The 20,392-nt window shown below is 50.2% G+C and carries 18 protein-coding genes; 16 read left to right on the top strand and 2 right to left on the bottom strand.

All coding sequences use genetic code 11. From position 1 onward, the window contains the following. Nucleotides 1-227: 227 nt before the first annotated feature. The 10 genes from KB186_RS08530 (at nt 228) to KB186_RS08485 (ending at nt 11,786) form a co-directional block, all read left to right on the top strand. Nucleotides 228-1,448, top strand: coding sequence for an anhydro-N-acetylmuramic acid kinase (locus tag KB186_RS08530; RefSeq protein ID WP_173608751.1), 1,221 nt, complete (start codon nt 228-230; stop codon nt 1,446-1,448). 27 nt (nt 1,449-1,475) lie between these two features. After that, nucleotides 1,476-3,011 (top strand): ABC transporter substrate-binding protein, encoded by a 1,536-nt coding sequence (locus KB186_RS08525; protein ID WP_173608750.1) that lies wholly within the window; start codon nt 1,476-1,478, stop codon nt 3,009-3,011. A 72-nt stretch (nt 3,012-3,083) separates the two neighbouring features. Then, nucleotides 3,084-4,025, top strand: a complete 942-nt coding sequence (locus KB186_RS08520; protein ID WP_173608749.1) for an ABC transporter permease — start codon at nt 3,084-3,086, stop codon at nt 4,023-4,025. Nucleotides 4,026-4,040: 15 nt separating this feature from the next. Beyond that, nucleotides 4,041-4,874, top strand: a complete 834-nt coding sequence (locus tag KB186_RS08515; protein ID WP_173608748.1) for an ABC transporter permease — start codon at nt 4,041-4,043, stop codon at nt 4,872-4,874. A 25-nt stretch (nt 4,875-4,899) separates the two neighbouring features. After that, nucleotides 4,900-6,120 (top strand): serine hydrolase domain-containing protein, encoded by a 1,221-nt coding sequence (locus tag KB186_RS08510; protein ID WP_173608747.1) that lies wholly within the window; start codon nt 4,900-4,902, stop codon nt 6,118-6,120. Nucleotides 6,121-6,138: 18 nt separating this feature from the next. After that, entirely contained in the window at nt 6,139-7,113 is a 975-nt protein-coding gene (locus KB186_RS08505) for an ABC transporter ATP-binding protein (protein WP_173608746.1), read from the top strand. Then, nucleotides 7,110-8,078, top strand: a complete 969-nt coding sequence (locus tag KB186_RS08500; protein ID WP_221867629.1) for an ABC transporter ATP-binding protein — start codon at nt 7,110-7,112, stop codon at nt 8,076-8,078. The genes KB186_RS08505 and KB186_RS08500 overlap by 4 nt, the downstream gene beginning before the upstream one ends. 44 nt (nt 8,079-8,122) lie before the next feature. After that, nucleotides 8,123-9,031 carry an N-acetylmuramic acid 6-phosphate etherase gene (murQ, locus tag KB186_RS08495; RefSeq protein WP_232773408.1) on the top strand — a complete coding sequence of 303 codons (909 nt, stop codon included), beginning with the start codon at nt 8,123-8,125 and terminating at the stop codon, nt 9,029-9,031. Between the two features lie 27 nt (nt 9,032-9,058). Beyond that, nucleotides 9,059-10,474 (top strand): FAD-binding oxidoreductase, encoded by a 1,416-nt coding sequence (locus KB186_RS08490; RefSeq protein WP_232773407.1) that lies wholly within the window; start codon nt 9,059-9,061, stop codon nt 10,472-10,474. Continuing rightward, entirely contained in the window at nt 10,467-11,786 is a 1,320-nt protein-coding gene (locus tag KB186_RS08485) for a (Fe-S)-binding protein (RefSeq protein ID WP_232773406.1), read from the top strand. The genes KB186_RS08490 and KB186_RS08485 overlap by 8 nt, the downstream gene beginning before the upstream one ends. Nucleotides 11,787-11,823: 37 nt before the next feature. Here KB186_RS08485 and KB186_RS08480 read toward each other — a convergent pair whose 3' ends face one another. Both KB186_RS08480 and ytvI read right to left on the bottom strand, forming a co-directional pair. Beyond that, nucleotides 11,824-13,068: a pyridoxal-phosphate-dependent aminotransferase family protein gene (locus KB186_RS08480; RefSeq protein ID WP_232773405.1), complete on the bottom strand. Its 1,245-nt coding sequence runs from the start codon at nt 13,066-13,068 to the stop codon at nt 11,824-11,826. Nucleotides 13,069-13,161: 93 nt separating this feature from the next. Beyond that, on the bottom strand, nt 13,162-14,193 hold the full coding sequence (gene ytvI, locus KB186_RS08475; RefSeq protein WP_173608740.1) for a sporulation integral membrane protein YtvI: 1,032 nt from the start codon (nt 14,191-14,193) through the stop codon (nt 13,162-13,164). A 263-nt stretch (nt 14,194-14,456) separates the two neighbouring features. On the opposite strand from ytvI, the gene KB186_RS08470 reads away from it, so the two are divergent. From KB186_RS08470 to KB186_RS08445, 6 genes are all read left to right on the top strand, one after another. After that, on the top strand, nt 14,457-15,731 hold the full coding sequence (locus KB186_RS08470) for a cation:dicarboxylate symporter family transporter (RefSeq protein WP_232773404.1): 1,275 nt from the start codon (nt 14,457-14,459) through the stop codon (nt 15,729-15,731). 452 nt (nt 15,732-16,183) lie between these two features. Continuing rightward, nucleotides 16,184-17,092, top strand: coding sequence for an NUDIX hydrolase (locus KB186_RS08465; protein ID WP_173608738.1), 909 nt, complete (start codon nt 16,184-16,186; stop codon nt 17,090-17,092). Nucleotides 17,093-17,116: 24 nt separating this feature from the next. Beyond that, nucleotides 17,117-17,977 (top strand): TIGR02452 family protein, encoded by an 861-nt coding sequence (locus KB186_RS08460; RefSeq protein WP_173608737.1) that lies wholly within the window; start codon nt 17,117-17,119, stop codon nt 17,975-17,977. Further along, on the top strand, nt 17,974-18,687 hold the full coding sequence (gene pnuC / locus KB186_RS08455) for a nicotinamide riboside transporter PnuC (RefSeq protein WP_221867634.1): 714 nt from the start codon (nt 17,974-17,976) through the stop codon (nt 18,685-18,687). The genes KB186_RS08460 and pnuC overlap by 4 nt, the downstream gene beginning before the upstream one ends. Then, nucleotides 18,675-19,733, top strand: a complete 1,059-nt coding sequence (nadR, locus tag KB186_RS08450) for a multifunctional transcriptional regulator/nicotinamide-nucleotide adenylyltransferase/ribosylnicotinamide kinase NadR (protein WP_173608735.1) — start codon at nt 18,675-18,677, stop codon at nt 19,731-19,733. The genes pnuC and nadR overlap by 13 nt, the downstream gene beginning before the upstream one ends. A 41-nt stretch (nt 19,734-19,774) precedes the next feature. Then, the gene (locus tag KB186_RS08445) at nt 19,775-20,362 is read left to right on the top strand and encodes a DUF1802 family protein (RefSeq protein WP_232773403.1); all 588 of its coding nucleotides are present in this window, start codon (nt 19,775-19,777) and stop codon (nt 20,360-20,362) included. The last annotated feature ends 30 nt before the right edge of the window (nt 20,363-20,392 follow it).

Genomic DNA, 20,392 nt, shown 5'->3' with positions numbered 1-20,392 from the left:
AAACTTTTTAATAGGAAAACATACCCATAACATCGCTGGTTTTTCTCAATAGAACGGGCTGGTGCTGAGACAGCTTGAAAGGGGTGAGACCTGTGCTTGGTTGTTGCTTAAAGAAATAAAATTTACTAATAACTGATTGACTTGTGTAATTTTACTACATATAATGAAAGCGATAACAGGTTCGAATTTTTCAACGATTCTCGATTCTCAATATGGGGGCTTTTGACATGGATCAACCTGCAAATTTGCTCGATTATCGTGCGAAAAATGAGCATGTACTCATCGGCCTCATGTCGGGTACTTCGCTGGATGGCATTGATGCCGCACTCGTAGAAATCCGCACGGATGAACAGGGCGAGATCGAAAATGTGACTCTCCGCGATTTTTTTTATATGCCATACTCCGATGACTTGCGTGAGTGGGTCATGAATCTGTGTAGTGTAGAGACAGCGAGAGTGGATCAGCTGACTGCGGTTCATTACGGCTTATCTGAATGGTATGCCTATGCGGTACAGCAGTTGTTGCAAAAAGCTGGTGTCACGACAGCGGAAGTAGACGCAGTCTGTATGCACGGACAAACCATTTGGCATGTTGCCGGGCGGACGCCATTTCCCGGACCACAAGGAATGACACAGGTCAGGGCGTCCTTGCAAATCGGCGAGCTGTCCACACTGGCTGAGCGTACGGATATACCGGTAGTGGGAAACTTCCGCGCTCGAGACTTGGCTGCTGATGGAGAAGGTGCACCGCTTGTTCCGTATGCGGACTATATTTTGTTCCGCCATCCGCAAAAAGGCAGACTGCTGCAAAACATTGGTGGAATCGCCAATGTCACATTGCTTCCTGCAAGTGCAGCTATCGATCAGGTCGTCGCTTTTGATACGGGCCCTGGCAATATGATCATGGATCAAATCGTCCAGCTCATGACCAACGGACAGATGAGGTATGACGAGGGTGGCAAGCTGGCCGCAAACGGCACCGTCTCTTCAGTGTTACTGGAAAAATGGCTGAAAGACCCTTATTACCAGATCAAGCCACCGAAAAGCACAGGCCGCGAAGTATACGGCAGAGCTTTTGCCCAAGAGCTGTTCCATGATGCGAATCAAATCGGGATCAGTCAGACGGATCTGTTGGCAACCGTGACAGCATTGACTGCTACGACAATTGCGAACGCCTACATGCAATTCGTATTACCAACAACCAAAGTGGAGGAAGTAATTGTCTCAGGGGGAGGCGCTCATAACCAGACGCTTCTCTCCATGCTGCAGCGTCAATTGCCGACAGGAATGACCGTGATGACGGCGCAGCAGTTTGGGATGCCTGACGATGCGAAGGAAGCCGTCGCTTTTGCCATTTTGGGTCATGAGACACTAATGGGACGACCATCCAATGTGCCATCCGTAACAGGGGCGAAGAGGGCCGTGCCGTTAGGAAATATATGCTTCTAACATGAGAACAACAGAGGGGGTACCATCGTGAAAAAACGAGTATTGGCAGGCTTTTTCTTATCATTGTCTCTCGTGCTTTCCGCTTGTTCTGGTGGAGGAACAGCACCCGCAGAGCAAGGCAAGTCAGCGGAAGGACAAGCAAAAACAGAACTGATCGTGGCAGCCGAGCAAGAGCCAGTGGGCTATGACCCCCACAAGGTTCCAGCGGCATCCAGTGTGCGCGTCTATGCGCTCATTTACGATAGCTTGACCAAGCTGGATGAGAACATGAACATAATACCGAATCTGGCAGAGAAGTGGGAGATTGCGCCGGACGGAAAAACGGTCACGATGTTCCTGCAAAAAGGCGTCAAATTCCACAATGGCAAAGACATGACGGCAAATGACGTAAAATTCAGCTTTGAGCGAATCATGAACCCAGACACGGGTTCGATCGCGAAATCGTATTTTTCCAGCGTAGAAGCAATTGAAGTGAAAGATCCAACGACGGTTGTCTTCAAGCTGAAAAATGCGGATGCCTCATTCGTTGCAAATACGGCAAGCGCCTATGCTTCTATCGTGCCAGCAGGCTCCACTGACCTGACCAAGGAAGCTATCGGTACTGGTCCATTCAAAATGGAAAAAAGTGAGTCGGGACAATATGTCCTACTGAAGAAAAATGCGGATTACTTCAATAAAGAACTGCCAAAGGTAGAGTCCATCAAGTTCCAAATTATGAAGGACGAGGCTGAGCGTCTCGCTGCAATTCGCTCCGGTAAAGTCGATATCAGCATGGTGTCTGCTGATTCTGCGAAGCTCTTGGAAGGCAAGCCAGGCGTACAGATCAAGAACTACCAATCCTTGGAGTACAGTTACCTGGGCATGAACGTAAACAAAAAGCCTTTTGACAATCCAAAAGTGCGCGAAGCAATCAGCTATGCCGTTGACCGTAACCAAATTATCCAGACTGTTTGGAAAGGGGAAGCGACTCTGACTGGTCCGATCGCTCCTGCTTTGACCAACTCGGCTTTGGACCCTGCTACTTATCCGACCTACAAAACAGACGTAGAAAAAGCGAAGCAATTGCTGGCGGAAGCGGGCTATCCAAACGGTTTCGAAACCCAAATCGAAACAGCAGCAACTTACCCAGACATGGTAGAAACGGCACAAGTGATTCAACAACAGCTCAAAGCAATCGGCATCAATGCAAAGATCAACCAGCTTGAGTGGGGGAACTACATCGATACGTGGAAATCCAAGGATATGAACTTGATGGTAGGCCGCAACACTTCTGGTGTAGATGCTGACCGTTCCATGCGTTTCTTCTTCTCGACAACTGGCTCTGCCAACGTGTGGAACTACTCCAACCCTGCCTACGATGAGCTGGTGCAAAAAGCACTGACGACAGTAGATCAAGCAGAGCGCAAAAAGCTGTATGATCAAGCACAATCCATGCTGGTAGCAGATGCACCCAACCTGTTCCTGACATCTCCGAAAAACTACTACGCGGTTCGAGACAACATCGATTTCACGCCGTCCGCAGCGGGTGAAATATACTCGCTGATCAAAACTTCGATTAAGTAAAGTAGCATACATGTGATGAAGGCTCCGCCAGAGGTTAGGCGGAGCCAAGTTTCTAAATATGGAGGGAAACTCGTGGGATCTTATCTAATCAAACGTGTCGCCAGCCTGATTCCCATCCTGTTTGGCATATCCGTCTTGATCTTCACGATCCTGCATCTGGTGCCGGGCGATCCAGCTTCCATCATGCTAGGAACGAGTGCCACACCGGAAGCGATTGCGGCGTTGAATAAAAGCATGGGGTTAGATCAGCCTTTGATTAACCAGTACCTGCATTGGGTCACAGGAATCCTGCAAGGGAATTTTGGCGTATCGGTCCACACAGGAGAAGAGATTTTGCCCCAGATTCTCAAGCGCTTTGCCATTACCATGCAACTGACTGTATTTGGCGTTCTGATTGGGTGGGTGCTCGCGATTCCGTTCGGGATTCTCTCGGCTATTCGCGCTCATTCCAAAACAGACATCGTGGTTCGTGTGTTTACGCTACTAGGCATTTCTGTTCCGAACTTTGCCATCGGGACACTGCTCTTGCTCGGCTTTTCACTTTATTTCAACTGGTTCCCGCCTATTGATGTGGTGAACTTCTGGGATAATCCAATCGAGGCGTTCAAGGTATTCATTCTGCCTGCGACAACGATGGGGATTGTGGTGGCTGCTGGTGTGATGCGGATGACTCGTTCTGCATTTTTGGAAACCATGGACAAAGATTTTATACGGACAGCACGGGCCAAGGGTAACAGTAAATGGAGAATCGTCATGGGCCATGCGTTCCGCAACTCTTCGATTCCGATTGTGACGATCGCAGGTATGCAGATCGGTTACCTGCTGGGCGGGTCTGTGATCGTTGAGCAGTTGTTCTCGATTCCTGGTTTGGGCCAGTACATTCTGGAAGGAATTTATCAGCGGGATTATCCGGTTGTACAGGGAGGCGTTTTGTTCGTCGCTCTGGTGTTTGTCCTGGTCAATCTGCTCATCGACCTGATCTATACCTGGATTGATCCGCGTATCAAGTATTGACAAGGGGAATGCGACATGAGCACATTTCGAAAGCGTTTTTTGGCGAATAAGACAGCCGTCTTCTGCTCCATTTTGCTGGCGTTGCTCTGTTTGACGGCAGTGCTGGCTCCGGTGTTGGCTCCGCATGACCCGACACAAATGTTTCAGGATCATCGGATGGAAGGCAGCTCGGGTGAGTTTTTGCTGGGTACGGACCAATTTGGTCGTGATCTTTTGAGCCGCATTATCTACGGTGCGCGCGTATCGCTGGTGGTTGGGCTTTCTGCCGTTCTTGTCAGCGTCGTTTTCGGTACGCTGTTTGGCTTGATCGCTGGCTACTTCGGGCGCTGGATTGACGGTTTTATCATGCGCTGTATGGACGTTCTGTTTGCTTTTCCGGAAATTTTGCTGGCGCTGGCGATTGTCGCCGCATTAGGGCCGGGAACCTTCAACACGATCATGGCCATCGGAATTGTGAACATCCCGATCTTCACCCGGACGGTGAGGGGAGCTGTTCTCTCTATCAAAAATCTGGAGTACGTAGAAAGCGCTCGTGCCATCGGTGCGAGTACACCGCGTATCTTGTTTCAAGAAATTTTTCCGAATGTAACGGCACCGCTGCTGGTTCAATCCTCTCTGGCGATTTCAGGTGCGATCCTGACAGAATCGGCCCTCAGCTTTTTGGGCTTGGGGATTCAGCCGCCAGACCCGTCATGGGGTGGGATGATTTCAGAGGCGCGCCGCTACATGGAGCTGGCTCCGGGCATGATCATCTGGCCATGTCTTGCCATGACGGTGACGATTCTTGCTTGCAACATGTTTGGGGATGCCGTCCGTGATATTCTCGACCCGCGTCATCGTGGGAAATAGGAACGATAGGCTGAGGTGAGAACGAATGAATGTGCAACAGATCAGAGAACGAATGGAGTCTAGTCTGACGCAAGGGATCCATCAGGGCATTTTTCCGGGAGGCGCTGTCAGCATGCTGCGAAAAGGCGCGCCTGCTGTGATGGTCTGCATGGGAAAAACAAGCTATGGACAAGAGGGAAGGCCGGTTCATTGTCAAACGCTGTATGATATGGCCTCCTTGACCAAGGTGATGGTGACCTTGCCGCTCATCCTCATCAGTGTGCAGGAAGGCAAGTTGTCGTTGAATGACTCGGCGACGACCTACTTGCCTGAATTAGCGAGCGCTCACGATCAGGAACGCAAAGGGCAGATTAAAATCATTCATCTGCTCACACATACATCGGGTCTTCCTGCATGGCGTCCGTACTTTTTGCTAGGGAAAAATCGGGAGGACTATTTGCGGCTCATCGCAAACGAGTCGATGCTGGATGCCCCGGGGCGTAATGTTGTGTACAGCGATCTGGGATTCATGCTGTTGGGCTTTTTACTGGAGCGCATCTGGGAGGAGGAACTGGACGCGCTTTCGAAGCGACTGATTTTTCAACCGAGCCGAATGTTTCATACAAGCTACTTGCCGCTGGAACAACCACGTCTGCAAGGAATGGACATTGCTGCTACGGAGAAGGGCAATGCCTTTGAACAAAATATGGCGGTGAATTTTTTATCGGAGCTAGCAGAAGCTAGACATCCTTTGGCGCTGGAGTGGCAGCAAGCTTTGACCGGATACGGTTGGCGAGAAGGAGTTATTAGTGGCACTGTTCACGATTGCAACGCCCACTATGGCTTGGAAGGTGTCAGCGGGCACGCCGGACTTTTTTCCACCTTGGCTGATACAGAGCGCTACATCCACATATGGACGAGTGGGAAGGCTTCCGTACAGCTTGATCCGACGCTGTGTTCCTTGGCTACTCGCTCACTCACAGACCATTCGATTCATCGCAGAGGTTTGGGGTGGATCATTTCCCCGACAGGCGGTTCCTTGGAACAACTTGCCGCAGGCTGTAGTGGGGGAGACCTTGTTTCGGAACGCGCCTTTGGGCATACCGGCTTTACAGGAACGTCGATCTGGTCGGACCCGGAGAGAAACGTGGCGCTGATTACATTGACAAACCGCGTGCATCTTGTCGCGAGCCCGTTGATCGGGGCGTGGCGGACCGCTCACCATAACCGATTATTTTCTGTAATCAAACCTGACCACACATCCTGATGAAAAGGGGGAGTACTCATGGCAGCAATGCTTACGATTGATGATTTGCGAACTTCTTTTATCCAAGCAGGCAAAAAGCTGACCGTGATCGAGGGTGTCAGCCTCTCTGTAGAGCCTGGTGAAACCGTCGGTGTGGTCGGTGAATCCGGATGTGGAAAAAGCGTGACCAGCATGTCCATCATGCAGCTCTTGGGACGGAATGTAGAGATGACCGGGAGCATCCGTTTTCAAGACAAGGAGCTGCTCTTACTCACGGAAAAACAAATGCAAGCGATTCGTGGCAATCAGATCGCGATGATTTTTCAGGAGCCGATGACTTCGCTAAACCCATTGCATTCGATCGGCAAACAGATCAGCGAGCCCTTGCGTCGGCATCTCGGACTGTCCAAACAGGAAGCCAAGCGACGGACGATCGAGCTTTTGAAAGAAGTCGGGATTCCGCGTGCTGATGAAATCATTTCCGACTATCCGCACCAATTGTCAGGTGGGATGCGTCAACGTGTGATGATTGCGATGGCGATGTCTTGTGCGCCCAAGCTCTTGATTGCCGACGAGCCGACGACGGCTTTGGACGTGACGATTCAGGCGCAAATATTGGAACTCATGAAAAAAGTCCGTCAAGAGCAAGGCACTTCCATCCTGCTTATCACACATGATCTGGGAGTCGTGGCGGAGATGTGTCATCGCGTCATCGTCATGTATGCAGGTCAAATCGTAGAGGAAGCCGACGTCAAGCAACTGTTTGACGAGCCGAAGCATCCATATACGAGAGGGCTTTTGAAATCAATGCCTTCTGTCAGTGTCAACCAAGTGCGTTTGGATGCGATTCCGGGCTCGGTGCCCCTTTTGAGCGAAATGCCTGCGGGTTGTCGTTTTGCACCGCGCTGTTCACAAGTCATGGACATTTGCCGTGAGAAAAATCCAGAGCTTACGCCTGTTGCAGACAACCAAAAGTGCCGCTGCTGGCTGTATCGCGAGGAGGACGTGCAATGAGGCAACCACTATTGGAAGTCAAATCATTGACCAAGCATTTCACGAGCAAGCAAGGATTCTTCAGCAAGGAAAAAGTCGTTCGTGCCGTCGATGGAGTCAACCTTGCTGTTTATCCTGGCGAGACTGTCAGCATCGTTGGCGAATCGGGGTGTGGGAAGTCCACGACAGGACGATGCATCCTGCGCTTGATTGAACCGACTGATGGAGAAGTCTTTTTTGAAGGACAGGATATCCGCAAGCTCAATGAATCAGAGCTGCGTAGAGCCAGACGCAACATGCAACTCGTTTTTCAAGACCCGTTTGCTTCGCTGAACCCACGTAAAACAATCGGACAGCTTTTGGAGGACCCACTCATCATCCATGGCATCGGCAATTCAGCAGAACGCCGCAAGCAAGTCGAGGAGATGATCCAGATCGTCGGCCTCTCCAAGCAGCAACTGGATCGCTTTCCGCATGAATTTTCTGGTGGTCAGCGCCAGCGGATTGGCATAGCAAGGGCACTGATTTTGCGCCCGAAGCTGATTGTGGCCGATGAGCCTGTGTCTGCACTGGACGTGTCGATTCAGGCACAAATTTTGAACCTGATGCAAGATTTGCAAAAGGAGTTCAATCTGACGTATTTGTTTATCTCGCATGATTTGAGTGTCGTCCGCCATATTTCTGATCGGGTAGCGGTTATGTATCTAGGAAAAGTGGTGGAGGTAGCGGATAAACAATCGTTGTACGAGAAACCCACGCATCCCTATACACAAGCACTGTTATCAGCGGTGCCTGTACCAAATCCCCATTTGACGACCCAGCGGATCATTTTGGAGGGCGACCTGCCGAGTCCAGCGAAACCGCCGTCTGGCTGCACATTCCATCCGCGTTGCCGCCACTGTATGGACATTTGCAAAACGGTTGCTCCTGTGGCTAGCGAGGTTTCAACAGGGCACTTTGTCACTTGCCATTTGGATCAGTCATGAAGTGAACATGGGGCAGTAAGATTGAAAAGGAGGTTCGATAGAGCATGAATCTGGAGAACTTGCAAGCATTGACGACTGAAGGAAAAAACGAGGGCAGCAGTGATTTGGATCAATTGAGTGCCCGAGGCATCGTACAAATGATGAACGATGAAGACAAGAAAGTTCCATATGCGGTAGAGCGCGTCCTCGATCAAGTATCTGATGCGGTAGAGGTTATCACACACGTACTGGAAAAGGGCGGAAGACTGTTTTACTTTGGTGCTGGAACGAGTGGACGTTTAGGAATTTTGGATGCGTCCGAGTGCCCGCCCACCTTTGGTACCCACCCTGAGCTCGTTCAAGGCGTGATAGCAGGCGGGCCATCCGCAATGGTACGCGCGGTAGAGGGCGCAGAGGATTCCTTTGAACTGGGTCAAGAAGATGTGCATAAATACGGTGTGACCAAAAATGATGTGGTCGTAGGGATCGCAGCCAGCGGACGGACTCCGTATGTTCTCGGTGTTTTGGCGGAGGCACAGAGGATCAAAGCCAAGACGATTGCTGTCGCTTGCAACAAACCTTCGTACATCAATGAAGGCGTAGATGTAGCAATTAATGTCGTCGTAGGACCGGAAGTATTGACCGGATCGACGAGGCTCAAGGCAGGAACGGCCCAAAAGCTGGTGCTGAACATGCTGACGACAGCGACGATGATTCGCTTGGGCAAAGTGTACGGAAATTTGATGGTCAGCGTGCAAGCGACCAACCTCAAGCTAAAAGAACGAGTAAAGCGGATCATCATGGAAATAACCGGAGCGAGTTACGAGGAAGCGGAGCAACTGGCTGATCAGGCAGACGGTGATGCGAAGACAGCCATTATCATGAAGCTAACCGGATCGAGCAGGGAAGAAGCCACTCGTTTGTTGAATGTTACCAATGGAAGAATCAGGGAAGCAATTTCGCAGTTGGACTAAGTTCATGGGAAAGGGTGGAGAGATTCCATGTTGCCAGAATCTATTCGCGAAGAGCTGTGTGCTATCGTCGGAGCGAAAAACTGTCTCGACAAACAGGAAGCATTAGTCGCTTATTCGTATGACGCGACGCCAATGCAGCAGGCATTGCCGGATGTGGTCGTCATGCCGCAGAGCACTGCCGAAATCCAACAGGTCATGCGAGTTGCAGCACGACACCACATCCCGATTGTGACGCGTGGGGCTGGATCTAATCTATGCGGTGGAACGATACCAGTCGGGGGCGGAATTGTTTTGGTGTTGAGCCGGATGAATCAGATTGTAGAGATTGACGAGCAAAATTTGACGATAACGGTGCAGCCGGGGGTCCGAACGGTCGACATCCATCAGGCGGTAGAGGAGCTCGGTTTGTTTTACCCACCCGATCCAGGCAGTATGGTCATCTCCACGATTGGCGGGAATATTGCGCTTAATTCGGGTGGACTGCGCGGGTTGAAGTACGGGACAACCAAGGATTACGTGCTGGGTCTCGAAGCTGTTTTGCCGAACGGAGAGGTCATTCGCACCGGAGGCAAGCTGATGAAGGATGTGGCGGGCTATGATCTGACCAAACTTTTGGTCGGCAGCGAGGGCACATTGGCGATCATTACCGAGGCTATTCTCAAGCTGATTCCGAAGCCGCAGACACAGCGAGTTATGCTCGCGATGTTTTCAGATATGGCACAGGCAGCGAGGTCTGTTTCCGATATCATTGCCAATCGGATCATCCCTGGCACGCTGGAATTTCTCGATCAGGGCACGATCCGTGTTGTCGAGGATTTCAAACAGATCGGGCTACCGACAGATGTCGCGGCGATTCTCCTGATCGGACAGGACGGAGAGCCGCAGACGGTTGATCGAGATATGGGGCAGATCGCTGCGATTTGCGAGAAGAATAATGCGGTCCAAATCAAGGTAGCGACGACAGCGGAGGAAGCTGATGAGGTGATGACGGCCAGACGCAGTGCACTCGCCGCGTTGTCACGGATGCGTCCGACGACCATTTTGGAAGACGCAACCGTTCCTCGGGCCTCGATTGCGCCGATGGTCGCCGCGATCCAAGAGATTACAGAGCGATACGATCTGCGCATTTGTACCTTTGGCCATGCGGGAGACGGCAATTTGCATCCGACCTGCATGACAGACGCCCGCAATACGGAAGAGATCGAGCGTGTCGAGCATGCCTTCGAGGAAATTTTCGCAGCGGCAATCGATTTGGGCGGAACGATTACGGGAGAGCATGGCGTAGGAATCGTCAAGGCACCGTATCTGGAGTGGAAAGTAGGGGCCGCAGGTATGGAGATCATGAAAGGCATCAAGCACGCTTTCGATCCTCACAATCTACTGAATCCTGACAAGATGTTTGCCAAACAGTCCCGGAACAGAGTGGTGATCCAGCGTGCTTAAAGAAGCCCTGGTAAAGAAACTCGATTACGATGAACTGTCCAACTGTATGCGCTGTGGCTTCTGTCAGCCAGCTTGTCCGACTTTTCGGGAAACAGGCTACGAGGCAGCTTCTCCACGAGGTCGCATCGCCTTGATGAAAGCTGTAGCAGACGGTGTCATGGAGCCAGACAAGAATTTCGTCGATCAAATGAATCTATGTCTAGGCTGCCGGGCATGTGAGCCAGTATGTCCAGCAGGTGTGCCGTACGGTCAACTGATCGAGCAGACGAGAGAAGCGATCGAAGAGGTGCAGGAGCATCCATGGTGGGTCAAACTCGTCCGCAAGCTCGCGTTTTTCCACCTGTTTCCTCATCAGAAGCGCATGTACCAGCTCGGTGGGCTGTTGCGCTTTTATCAGCGTTCAGGCGTGCAAAAAGTCGTTCGCAAGCTGGGAGTGCTGTCCATTCTGCCAAAGCAAATGAGGGAAATGGAAGCGATCATGCCAGAAGCTTCTGGAAAAGGTATCGTGGACTTTTTCGGTGGCACGGTTATTCCAGCGGCAGGCGAGCGCAAGTATCGTGTAGGAATGTTCCACGGCTGCATCATGGATGTCCTGTTCAATGAGACGAATCGCAACACCGTGCGGATTCTGAGTGAGGCAGGCTGTGAGGTCATCATCGCTCCAGACCAGGTTTGCTGCGGTGCTCTCCATGCACATAGCGGTGAACGTGAACAGGCTCGCCATCTGGCGCGAAAAAATGTGGCTGCTTTTCACAAGGCTGACGTGGATATCATTGTATCCAATGCAGGTGGTTGCGGGGCGATGCTGCAAGATTACGACCATTTGCTTGCGGAAGATGCCGAGTGGCAGGAGAGAGCACAATGGTTCGCTTCACGCGTGAAGGATATTAGCGAGGTACTTACACTCCTCGTTGAGCCAAAAGAGTGGCAGTCATTGCCGCAACGAATCACCTATCAATCCTCGTGCCACCTGCGTAACGGGATGAAGGTGACAAAAGAGCCAGTGAACCTCTTGCAAGCCATTCCGGGAGCTACATACGTACAACTTCGCGAAGGAGATCGCTGCTGCGGTTCAGCTGGCATTTACAATCTGGTGCAGCCTGAGATGGCCGGGAGCCTTTTGGATGAAAAAATGGGTCATGTAGCAGCTACTCAAGCAGACATTTTAGTGACCTCGAATCCGGGCTGTCTGTTGCAAATGAAAGCAGGCATTCATCGAGCGGGACTGGAAGGAAAGATGGAGGCCGTACACATCGTCGATTTATTGGCACGTGTGCAGCAGAAAGAAAAGCCCTTGTCTCCCCCTGAGTAAGTGGGGAAGGACAAAGGCTTTTTCTGCTTAAGAGGGGCTAGCTGCTTTGTGCTTTTTCCTGATCGTAGATATCCAACGCAGCTTGAACGGCGCGTCCTGCGTGTACACGGGCGCCATGCCGGAGAAGAACCGCTTCCAACGCCCCTAGCACATGCAATACATTTTTCTTCCTGCAGCTGTAGCCCATTGTGCCAATCCGCCAGATTGTCCCTTTTAACGGCCCAAAGGAACTGGCAATTTCAATATGAAAATCTTCGAGCAGCATGGCACGCACTGACTCTCCGTCGAGCCCGTCAGGAATTTTGATACAGGTCACGACAGGAAGCTTGCAAGCCGGATCGCCGTAGAGCTGCAAACCCATCGCCAACACACCAGCGACCAAGGCTTGTTCATGCAAGCGATGTCTGGCGAATCTCGCCTCCAGGCCTTCTGTGAGGGCAATGCGCACACCTTCTCGCAAGGCGTACAACATCGTGGTCGCCTCCGTATGGTGGTTCAGCCGTGCGGGTCCCCAGTAATCCATGAGCTGGCTCAAGTCAAAATAATTGCTGCGAATCGTTCGGGTTTGAGCAGATTTCGGAGCAGAGGGATCAGCGAGTCCACGCTCAATTTTTTTCCGTTGGAGCAAGAGTGCTTCTACACGAGAATTAAACGTGATAGGAGCCATCCCAGAGGGGACAGACAAGCATTTTTGTGTGCCGCCAATACATGCGTCAATATACCAATCGTCCACCTTCACTTCTGTCCCGCCGATAGAGGCGACAGCATCGACGACAAACAGGACATCCATCTGGCGGCAAGCTTCCCCGATTTCTTTCAAAGGCTGAATACAGCCAGTGGATGTTTCGCCGTGAACCATTGCTACGATTTTGGGCCGAACTCGCTCGATTTCAGCAATCACGTCCTGCGGCTCAAAGACACTTCCCCAGCGTGTTTCCATCGTAATCACATCTGCGCCGTACCTTTCCGCAATCTCTGTAAGCAAGTGCCCGAATCGTCCATAAATGGGTACAAGCACCCGATCTCCTGGTTCGATTATGCTACACAAAACGGCCTCAATGCCCGCCCGGGAGGTTCCGTCTATCGGGAATGCCCAATGATTGGATGTCTGGAACAATTTCCGAAGCATTTCCATTGTTTCATTCATAATGTTCGTGAATTCTGGATCGAATTGCCCCAGAATGGGTGAACCCATCATGCGAAGAACACTAGGTTCGGCCTCGACGGGCCCTGGCGTCATGATTGTTCGTTGTGAGGTGGTCAGTTCTTTGTACGCACACATAAGCTCTCCCCCAGATCTTTCTATATCAACGGCCGATTCTCCGATTTCATCACCGGAAAAAACGGCCGTAGCACTACCAAACTTCTATGCCCATCAAAAATCTATTTTGAAATTCAAGAAGCCAGCTTTTCGCAGCGCCTCGTAGATAATGACGAGCGCTGGACCGAGTATCAGCCCGAAAAATCCAATCACCTGAAATCCGAGGAACATGCTGACAAGAGCGGCTAGGGCGCTAATTCCCAGATTAGATGCGAGTACCTTGGGTTCAATAATGCGGCGGACGACCGTAATCACGAGGAAGATGACGATCAGTCCGATTGCCAAATAAGAGTTGCCCATCAAGAAGTTGTAAATAGCCCATGGAACGAGGAACGAGCCTGCCCCCAAGATGGGGAGAATATCGACGAAAACGATCATGAGCGAAATGACGGCTGCATACTTGACCTGTAAAATGAGTAATCCCAAAAAGGACAGCGTGAACGTCATCAGGCTCAAGATGATTTGGGCACGTAAAAAACCAACGGTGGCACGGTTCAATTGAGAGATAACCACCTCGACCTTTTCACGAGCAGACACCGTGAACATTCGCATGAAGCCCGCACGCAATTTCGGCAAATCGAGACTGATCAAAAACAAGGCAACCAAGTAAATAATCGTAGAGATCAAAAAGCCCGGAACGATGGCTGCCACACCGAGAATACCTTTGGCAATCGTGGAGGCTGAAGTAAGCGCCCAGTTTTTAAGCCCAGCGAAGACGCTCTGGATTTCCGATACGGTTTCGGCAGGTAACGACGCATAGTACGTTTCCCAGCTCATCAAATAGGACTCGACCAACTCAAAAATATGCTGCGAAAAGGCCGGTAATCGCTGAGCCAAAACAATTCCCTGAACCACAATCTGCGTACCGATCCAGTACAGTATGATCCCAAAAGAAATGAGGAAGAGGAAAAAGGAAGCGATTACCGCACTCAATCGATTCATTCGTAGCCTTTTGGTAAGGAATAAGACGAGCGGTTCAACCAGAATTGCTGTTAACAGTGCTAGCAAAAAGGGGACGGAGTAAGGCAAAAGAAACAACCCGACTGCTAGAACTAATAGCAGGATGATCATTTTCCGAATCGTCATGACTGCGCTCCATTCTGAATGAAAAATCGCTGAAAATTGATTCCCTTATTTTATCATTTTTCCAGAAGCGAACACAATGAACCCAATCTTATCGCGAAATTGATAGATATTGTCAGAAAAAATAAAGAAATGAAAAGAATACAAAAAAGGGGAAAACACAAAAATTCATGATATAATGCTCACCTATATACCACTCGAGTTTGATGCGTATCAGCATATCGACTTGAGAGCTACATCTTAATCTTTCATAGCGAGGTGTCAGAATGAAGCGGTTTGGATTAGCGATGCAAATTGTCGTCGGTCTCATTCTGGGTATCCTGGTGGGTGCTATTTTTTACGGCAACCCAGCAGTGGCGACCTATTTACAGCCTATCGGTGATATTTTTCTCCGATTGATTAAAATGATTGTCGTTCCGATCGTTGTTGCCACGCTTATTGTGGGCGTAGCAGGCGTAGGTGACATGAAGAAGTTGGGCAAAATCGGTGGTAAGACAATTTTGTATTTTGAAATCGTTACCACGATTGCCATTATCGTTGGTCTTTTGGCGGCGAACATCTTTCAACCGGGTGTCGGTGTGGACCGAACAGTCCTTACCAAGACTGATATCCACAAGTATGTAGACACGGCAGAATCAACACAGAGCCACGGTATGGTGGAAACATTCGTTAAGATTGTACCAACGAATATTTTTGATTCTCTTGCTCGTGGTGATATGTTAGCGATTATTTTCTTCTCCGTTCTGTTTGGACTTGGTGTCGCAGCAGCAGGCGAGAAGGGAAGGCCGGTTCTCAACTTTTTCAATGGAGTCGCGGACGCCATGTTCTGGGTTGTGAACACCATCATGCGTTTTGCTCCGTTTGGTGTTTTTGCATTGATTGGTGTTACCGTTTCCAAATTTGGTTTGTCTTCCTTGATTCCATTGGGGAAACTGGTTATTTTGGTTCACGTTGCCATGGTGTTCTTCATCTTGGTGGTATTGGGTATCATCGCACGTATCAGCGGAGTCAAAATCACTTCCCTCCTGCGTGTGCTGAAGGACGAGCTGTTGTTGGCTTACTCCACTTCCAGCTCCGAGACTGTACTGCCTAAAATCATGGAAAAAATGGAGAAGATGGGCTGTCCGAAGGCGATCGCGTCCTTTGTTATTCCGACAGGCTACTCCTTCAACCTGGATGGTTCCACACTGTACCAGGCACTGGCGGCTCTGTTCATTGCGCAAATGTATGGTATTCACATGCCAATCAGTACACAGATCACGCTGATGCTCGTACTGATGGTTACGTCCAAAGGGATCGCTGGTGTACCGGGAGTATCGTTCGTAGTACTGTTGGCTACGCTCGGCTCTGTAGGTCTCCCAGTAGAAGGTCTTGCTTTCATCGCCGGTGTAGACCGTTTGATGGATATGGCTCGTACAGTTGTTAACGTTGTAGGTAATGCGTTGGCAGCAATCGTAATCTCCCGTTGGGAAGGTCAGTTCGACCAAAAGAAAGCAGACGATTATGTTCAGGCAGTAAAAGCCGATCCAAGTGCGGCTTAATCTAAGCTATTAATAATTTTAAGAAGCCTCCTGTCAGTGAATTTAGCTGGCAGGGGGCTTTTTGTTTTGTTTTAAAAAGTGGCTAGGGTGGTGGGAAGAAGCGCATTTCCAGTCTACGCTTCGGCCTCCGCCCTGCAAGGGGTGAAGACTGTCCGCTTCGCAATAAATGGCGGGAGCGCTTCAAACGTAGAAGTTTCGAGGAAGTATTCCATAAGTGAAGCTGAAAACCCCCGCCATTTATTACTACGCTAGGGCGGGCTCCAGAGGCGCTTGGACTGGAAATGCGCTTCTTCTACGCGGCTTTTTAAGACAATAAAAACTCTCGCTTGAAGTGGGTAATTTTTATTGACACCAAAAACAGGAAAGAGTAATATGATACCAACAACTTGATAATAACATTTTGTTAATAACAAGAAGGCAACAACAAATCAGTAGCAAAAAGAGGCGATTGGATGAAGGGTAAACCTTATGTCAATAAACAAGGTCAAACCGAACAGGAGTACTTGGAAGCTTATGATGTCAGCCAATTCGAGCGGCCGTCTGTGACAGTCGATATGCTGGTATTCACCGTGATGGATGAGCTGGAGGAGAATTACCGCAAGCTCTCGCCCAAGTCGTTGAAAATTTTGCTCGTGAAGCGTGGTGAACATCCGTATATCGGCCAATGGGCGTTGCCAGGTGGGTTTGTTACACCTGGGGAGAGTCTGGAGGAGGCTGCCAGACGCGAATTGCGTACGGAAACAAACGTAGACGACATTTACTTGGAGCAGCTCTACACCTGGGGAGATGCGGGCAGAGATCCACGGACATGGGTTATCAGCACGTCGTACATGGCCTTGGTAGACAGTTCGTCTTTACAGCTGCAGGCAGGGGATGATGCAGAGGAAGCGGAGTGGTACCGCATCGAGGACAGGTGGCTGAAAGAAACAAAGACGGCGACGATTGACGGCTCCATTACTGAAAAATGGCTGGAACTGCGACTGGTACACGAGAAAGAGGAACTGTCTGCCACGATTAAAATTACCAAAACAGTAACGGGCCGCGCCGTACATGAGACCCGCGAAATTGTAGAGTCGAACAACATTGCATTTGATCACGCCAAAATCATTCAATACGCACTGGAGCGATTGCGCAACAAGATTGAATACACCGATATCGCCTTTGCCTTAATGCCGGAGCTGTTCACATTAAGCGATCTGCAACAGGTGTACGAAGTGATTTTGGGACGTGAGCTGCTGGCTGCGGCGTTTCGCAGGAAGGTAGCCGACAAAGTGCTGGAAACGAATCAATATCGAAAACATGCCGGGCACCGACCATCCAAGTATTTCCGCTTTAACCCGGAATGGATGGATCAGACGTAGCCCCGTACCAGGGAGGAAATCACAATGAATCAGGGACATAATCGAAGCGTGCGCGTACGAATCGCGCAAGAGACGCTGCAAATCATAGAGCAGGGCTACTACGTGAACAAAGCGGGAGAAAAGAAGAGCATTACGGAGGATCTCGCTGCTGCAATCAGCCAGTCGGTCTTGTATCGTCCAAATGATTTGGCTGCAGACACAGTACAACTGCCAACGCATCAAACAACGGCTGCACAACTGCGTGCCAAGGTCGAGGTTACCTCGGAATCCAGCCTGGATGCAGCCAAGCGCCTCGTCGTTTCTGAGAAACGAGCAGATGTCATATGCTTGAATTTTGCTTCCGCCAAAAATCCGGGTGGAGGATTCCTCGGGGGAAGCCAGGCGCAGGAAGAGAGCTTGGCGCGTTCCTCCGGGCTGTATCCTTGCATTGTGCAAATGCAGGAAATGTACACCTATCATCGCCAGTTGAAAACCTGCTTTTATTCCGACTACATGATTTATTCACCGCGGGTCCCCGTGCTCCGCGACCAAAGCGATCAGCTTTTGCATGACCCATATCTCTTGTCTTTTATTACGGCGCCTGCTGTGAATGCTGGGGTTGTTCGTGAACGAGAGCCTGAAAATATAGCAAAGATTGGTCTTGTCATGAAGGAGCGCATCCGGAAAATTTTGCGGGCAGCAGCCCTTCACAATCACAGGACGATCATTTTGGGAGCGTACGGCTGCGGAGTATTCCGCAACAAAGCTGAGGACGTAGCAAATTACTTTGCGACTGTTTTGATCGAGGAACAGTATGCACAGTTTTTTGACCACATTGTTTTTGCTGTCTACGACAATTCTGCGCGCCAGGAAAACCTGCGAGCGTTCAAGGAGAGATTCGCATGAATGCGAAAAGCACCGGCTTTTTAGCAGACTGGAATTGGTTTGAAAAAATATGGCTCATCTCGTTTACACTCGTTACCGTCTATTTGTATTTCGCACTGGATGATACGTTCATCGGATTGATCGCGTCCTTAACAGGGATGTTGAGTGTTGTGCTGGTTGCTAAAGGAAAGACGTGGAGTTACTACCCGGGTATCATCAATGTGGTTTTGTACGCGTTCGTCGCCTATGGGCAAAAGTATTATGGGGAAGTCATGCTGAATCTTCTCTATTTTTTGCCGATGCAATTCATAGGACTCTACCTGTGGCGTAAAAATCGCGTGTCCGAAGTCAAACAAAATGACGTCAAGATTGCGGTTTTGTCCAACCAAGCACGTATTTGGTGGACCATCTTGAGCATCATTGCAACGATTGCCTATGGATTTGTATTGAAGCAGATGGGCGGGGCTTTGCCTTTTGTCGATTCCTTGACAGCTGTTCTCTCCGTCATCGCGATGCTTTTCATGGTGAAGCGCTTGGTCGAGCAGTGGGTGGTCTGGATCGTTATTGATTTGTTCACCATCTACATGTGGCTGGCAGCGTTTTTGAAGGACGGAAGCGACATCTCGATGCTGGTCATGTGGTCCGCTTATTTGGTGAATGCCATATACGGCTTGATGAACTGGGTAAGACAGTACCGCAAGCAAAGGGAGGAGCAGACATGGGGGGCGTAGGCTTCATTGGTGGCAAATTTTTGCCACTGCATCAGGGTCATGTATACGCGATTACACAGGCGGCCTGCCGCTGCGACGAACTGTACGTCGTTCTTTCGCACAGCCCGACTCGGGACCAAAAGCTGTGCGAGGAGGCAGGAATCAAGCCAATTCCCTATGAAGTGCGCTTGAGATGGCTGTCCACGCTGGTTAAAGACATGGAAAATGTTCGTGTGCTTGCAGTTGAGGATCATGCGGATAGTGACGAGAGCTACGATTGGGAGGCGGGAGCAGGGGACATCAAGCGCAAGATCGGGAAAAAAATCGATCTGGTTTTTAGCTCCGAGTCCGCCTATGATCCAATATTTCGCCGTTTATATCCGGAGGCAGCGCACATCATTCTCGATGAACCGCGCAGCCAAGTACCGATCTCCGCTACCCAGATTCGCAACGAAGGGGTATTCGCTCATTGGCAGCACATCCCGACTGTTGTTCAACCCTATTTCGTCAAAAAGGTAGTGGTCGTAGGAACAGAGAGTTGTGGGAAATCGACCTTGACCCGTTATCTTGCAAAAATCTACAACACCGTGTTTGTCGAGGAGTATGGACGCACAATCTGCGAAGAGGTCGGGGGCTGCGATACGATTTTGACACCGGAGTATTTCCCACATATCGCGTATGGTCACAAAATGAAAGAGTACGAGGCGCTCCAGAAAGCTAACAAGCTCTTGTTCATCGATACCGAAGCGATTGTCACCCAGTTTTACTCTGAACTGTATACCGGGCAAACCTTCCCGGTTCTTGACCAGATTGCCAAAGAGCAAACGTATGATTTGTGGCTGTTCATGGAGCCAGATGTCGCATGGGTAGATGATGGGCTGCGTGTGCATGGAGAAGACCAAGTGCGCCTGCACAATCATGAAAAGCTGCGCCAGATGCTGGATGAGCGGGGAATTACGTACGTGACATTGCGAGGAAATTATGCCGAGAGACTACAAGGAGCTATGCAGCATGTCGATCAACTGTTGAAGACGACTTCTCAACGAGCCAGAATTGGGCTAGACTAAAGTCATCAAACGATTCTGACAGTAGAAGGGAGCCGTGCTGCATGCAGTCGATCGCACAGCCGCTATCCCCCCTTAGCTTGAAGGAATGGGCAGTCGCCGTCAAAGCACTTGGAGAAGGTGAGCAGATCATCACGATCCGCAAGGGTGGGTTATACGAAGAAACACGAGAATTCCGCTTGGAAAACAATCAATTTTATTTGTATCCGACCTATGAGCACCAGAAGCGCGACATGGTAAAGGCAGACTACCAACACCTGTTAGACGCCACCCTCGAAGGCTGGACAATGGACAAGAAGACGGTGATGATCGAATATTTTGCCGAAGTAACCGACGATGTTGAGCTGATGGACGAAGCCAAGCTACGCGCGTTATCACCTTTCCACATCTGGACGGATAATTTCGCAGATGTGCGCCTGCATTGGAAGAAAAAACAGCCGCTGCACATTTTGTTCGTGCGGATGTATCGATTAGAGCAACCGGTGGAAATTCCGATTGACGCTGCTTATCAAGGCTGCAAATCCTGGCATGACCTATTGGTGGACATTCCGCGAGCTGCTTTTACCCCTGTGCTTTCCGACGAGGAGTTTGAAGCGAAAAAAGCTGCGATCATGACCATTCTGCAAAACTGACGTTCCATTCCACTCTTGTCTGGAGGGTTC

Origin of the sequence: Brevibacillus sp. AF8 (genome assembly GCF_021270385.1) — a bacterium.
Taxonomy (GTDB): Bacteria; Bacillota; Bacilli; order Brevibacillales; family Brevibacillaceae; genus Brevibacillus.
The sequence above is the reverse complement of the archived record's forward strand: the minus strand, read 5'-3'. Positions and strand labels throughout refer to the sequence as shown.